2 protein-coding genes are annotated in these 4428 nt (G+C 63.0%); both read left to right on the top strand.

The genetic code is table 11. The features are described from left to right. Positions 1-166 precede the first annotated feature (166 nt). Positions 167-403: a hypothetical protein gene (locus tag EN993_RS32050; protein ID WP_109665088.1), complete on the top strand. Its 237-nt coding sequence runs from the start codon at positions 167-169 to the stop codon at positions 401-403. 624 nt (positions 404-1027) lie between these two features. After that, on the top strand, positions 1028-4428 hold a 3401-nt coding region (locus EN993_RS32040; RefSeq protein ID WP_164757945.1), incomplete at its 3' end, for a PAS domain-containing protein.

Genomic DNA, 4428 nt, shown 5'->3' with positions numbered 1-4428 from the left:
AGCGGGCGGTGCGTGTGGTCGGCCCGGCCTTCTTCCCTGCCGACTGAGCACCATTTGCGGATGACCGGCTGCCGCAAGCCTGTTGCGATCCGGCTGGATCCTGAAATCTGCCTGGAACAGAGGGGCGCTCACGGCGTTGTGATCGACATCAGCCAGGAGAAACGCCATGGCCACGTTCAGGGAAATGCGGGTGCTGGAGATCGTCGAAGACGGCTCCCTGACCGCCGAACAGAAAATCGCTGAACTCCGCGGGATTGAATCCGAGGCGCGCGGGCTTCAGCGGGCCGCCTCGGAGAGCCCGATGGGCGACGATGATGGCTGGCAGGACGATCTGCGCCAGGTTCGTCTTGCACTCGACAAGCTCGGTGCGAAAGAGCCGAAAAAGGGCGCCGCCTCGCTGTGAACGCAGGCCCACCGAAAGCTATTTGCCAATCGTTTTCTTCTTATCCGAAACCAGTTCCCCTTCCAGGGATCCTGCTCTAGTCGCAGAGCATGCGAGCCCTCTTGCCGGGTTCGCTGACGTTCCTGCATGTGAGTGGTTTTGCCGGGGCAGACAGGGACGCTGACGCGGGTAGCCTCGTCTGGTGCCGTCTGGGCGGCGCGGCATGCGTCATGACCCGGCGCTCTGAAAACCGCCTCGGCGGCTGCGGCGCTACCGGAAAGGCGCCGTTTTCGACCTCGGATGGCCCATAGTTGACATTCGCTGGCGGACGATCCCAGAAACGCCGGACATCGAGCGGTCTCGGGATGACGACGGTCCCGTCATAACTGCGCGAGCAGCCGCTGCCGAAAAGCAGCGCTAGCCCCATGAAAAAAGGCACAATCCGTCCAAGCATCAGCAATACCCCTGCCGGTGCTTATATAGCGGCTTCGACCCCGCCGACAACCGGGGCGGAACAACGCAGGCCGTGTCGGCCGATATGTCTAACCGGGCGTTAAGGTTAGCGGATCGTTAATGCTTCTCGGGCACATTCCGCCGACGAACCGCGGAGGAGGGTTCGGCCTTGGTTTTCGGGGTGGGGACGGCATGGCGGAAGCGGATGAAACAGTTGGCGCGCGCGGCAAGCGCGGGCCTCGCAAACCCACAGCGCATGGCGATGATGCGTCGTCGTCCGCCGCTTGCATGGATTCGAACGATGCGCTTCGCCAACTCGTCGAAGCCGGTTCGGACTGGGTCTGGGAGACCGACGCCGAGCTGCGCTTCTCCTGGCTTTCGCAAAACTATCAGGCAGCCACCGGCATCGATCCGGCAAACGTGCTTGGCCGGTTCCGCTTCGATTTCCTCAACCAGGTCCTGAACGGCGACCGCAGTGGCGCCGCGCATCTGGAGGATCTGCAGGCGCACCGGCCTTTTCGCGACTTCGTCTATGAGCTCAAGGGTGGCCGCGCCGATTGCCGCTGGGTTTTGACATCAGGCTTTCCAAGGTTCGACGGCGAGGGAAGATTTGCCGGCTATCGCGGCATCGGCCGCAACGTTACGGCACTGGCCAGCGCCTTCAAAAGTCCGGGGCAGGGACCGTCGACGGTCGGCGAACCCGACCGGCATCTGGTCGATCTCGAGCGGACGATGGACGCCATGCACATGGGCGTCGTGCTCCTCGACGCCAGGCTCGACACGCTGATCGTCAACAAGGCCTATCGCGACCTCTCCAGGATCCCGGACGGCGCTGTCACCGTCGGCGCTCCGTTCAGCCTGTTGATGGAACTTAACCGCCGTAACGGCATCTATGGCGACATCGACGAACAGCAATGGCAGCGCTACCTCGCCACCCGCATCGAGGAGATTCGCGCCGGCTCCGTCGCGCCACGCGAGTTTCCCCATGCCGACGGCCGGACGATGATGTTCTCGGTGACGGCGCTGTCCGGCGGCAAGCGGCTGTTGACCTATTATGAGGTCACCGAGATCAAGAACCGCGATGCCGAGATCGAGAGCGCCAACGCCAAGATCGCCGAGACCTTCGCCAATCTCCACACCATGGTCGACCAGATGCCGATCGGTGTCCTCGTCCTCGATGCCGATATGCGCGCCGAAGTCATCAACCGTGCCTTTTACGATTTCTGGCAGATCGATGCCCGGCGCGCCGAGATCGGCTGCAGCTTCCGCGATCTTATGGGCGCCAGCCGTGATGTCGATCCATATGGCACCGACGACGCGACATGGCAGCAGCACATGGCCGAGCGCGAAGCGGAAATCAGGGCCGGGACCGCTGGATCGCGGCAGTTCCCGCGCAATGACGGCCGCACGCTGATATCGTCGACGGCACCGTTGGCCGGCGGCAAGCGTCTGATCTCCTATGTCGACGTCACCGACATGAAAGACCGCGAGGCCGAACTTGCCGAGGCGCTGGAGAAAGCGCGACTGGCGGAAGCGGTGATCAATGCCGTCAAGGATCCGATCTTCGTCAAGGACGACCATCTGCGCTTCGTCTTCGTCAACGAGGCGTTCGCCGCTCTGTTTGGCCAGACGCCGCAAGCCATGCTCGGCAAGCCTGGAGGCGATTTCCTCACAACGAACGACGCCGCGCTTTTCGAACAGAGCGAACGGGACGTGCTTGCCACGGGACGCGCCTACGAAGTGGAAGAGAACTTCGAGGCCGATGGCGCCAGCCGCTCGCGCATCGTCAGGAAGAGCCGCGTCGGCATGGCCAGTGGCCGCAACTACGTTGCCGGCTTCCTGTTCGACATTTCCGACATGAAGCGCCGCGAGACCGAAGCTGAAGATGCGCGCAAGCATCTCGCCAGCGTGCTGGAATCCTTGCCGGCCGCCGTCATCATCTACGACCGCGACGATAAGTTCGTCTTCGCCAACCGCAAGCTGCAGGACACGCTGCCGGCGCTAAAGCCGTTCTGGCAGCCCGGCCGCACCTTCCGCGAAGCATTGGAGTTCGGCCATTCGGTCGGCTATTTCCGCTCGTGTGGCGATACCGAGCTCGACAAGCTTTACGAGGTCGATACCGAACGTTGGTCGGACGGCGTGCTGGCGCGCTACCGTCTGCCAAATTCGTCCTACGAGCGCCTCAATGCCGATGGGCGCTGGTACCAGGTCTACGACATGCGCACCGATGACGGCACGTTCATCGGCGTGCGCGTCGACATCACGGATTTAAAGAGCCGCGAGGCGGCGTTGCGCGACTCGATGCGCCAGATCGACCTGTTCCGCCACGTGCTGGACGAACTGCCGGTGGCCGCCTTCATCAAGGCGCAGGACCTGAGCATCGAATTCGTCAACAAGGCCTGGTGCGCGATCACAGGCTTGACCAAGGAGGATGTCATCGGCCGCACCGACCGCCAGCTGTTCGGTGCCCAGGACGCCGACAGCTACAGCCATGACGACACGCAAGTCGCCGTGACCGGTGCCGTCAGGGAGGTCGAGGAACCCGTCACCCATCGCGACGGCACGGTTAGGCAATTGATGACGCGCAAGAGCCGCCTGGTGGCGCTGGACGGATCGGTGCATCTGGTCGGCTCCAGCACCGACATCACCGACGTCAAGGCGCGCGAGCGCGCGCTGGAAGAAAGCATGCGCGAGAACGAGGTGTTCCGCAGCCTGATCGACAATGTGCCGGTGTCGATCTACGCCAAGCGTTCCGACCTCAGGCAGTTCTACGTCAACAAGGGCTGGTGCGATCTCACTGGCTTCAGCAAGGAAGAGGCTACCGGCAAGACCGACATCGAGATCTTCGGGCCGGATGGCCAGGCCTTCGTCGACAGCGACCTTGCGGTGCTGCGCACTGGTGAAACGCAAGAGGTCGAAGAGACCGTGACGGCGGTCAACGGCAGCGTCAGGCATCAGTTTGCCCGCAAGGGGGCGATGATCGCCTCCGATGGGTCGCTCTACCTGATCGGCTCGACCACCGACATCACCGAGTTGAAGACTCGCGAGGCCGAACTGCGCGAGGCCCGGCAGCGCGCCGTGCTCGCCGACCGCGCCAAGTCGGAATTCCTCGCCAATATGAGCCACGAGATCCGCACCCCGATGAACGGCGTGCTCGGCATGGCCGAACTCCTGGCCAAATCGGACCTCGACCCGAAGCAGAAGACGTTTACCGACATCATCGTGAAATCGGGCAACGCGCTGCTCACCATCATCAACGACATCCTGGACTTCTCCAAGATCGATGCCGGTCAGCTGGTGCTCGATCCGGCGCCCTTCAATCTTGCCGAGGCGATCGAGGACGTGGCGACGCTGGTGTCGACACGCGCCAAGGAGAAGGACCTCGAGCTGATCGTGCGCATCGAGCCTCGTCTCGAAAGCCTGTTCGTCGGCGATGTCGGCCGCATCAGGCAGATCGTCACCAACCTGCTCGGCAACGCGGTGAAATTCACCGATGAAGGCCATGTGCTGGTCGACGTCACCGGCGACCGGGTTCCGACCGGAACGAAGCTCACCATCTCGGTCACCGATACCGGCATCGGTATCCCCTGTCT

This window comes from Mesorhizobium sp. M7D.F.Ca.US.004.01.2.1 (genome assembly GCF_003997785.1).
In the GTDB taxonomy this organism is placed as follows: Bacteria; Pseudomonadota; Alphaproteobacteria; order Rhizobiales; family Rhizobiaceae; genus Mesorhizobium; species Mesorhizobium loti.
This window is presented reverse-complemented; position numbering and strand designations above follow the sequence as displayed.

What these genes read in the sequence shown, in the direction of transcription:
- EN993_RS32050 (WP_109665088.1), top strand. Translation starts at nt 167, where the DNA reads ATGGCCACGTTCAGGGAAATGCGGGTGCTGGAGATCGTCGAAGACGGC.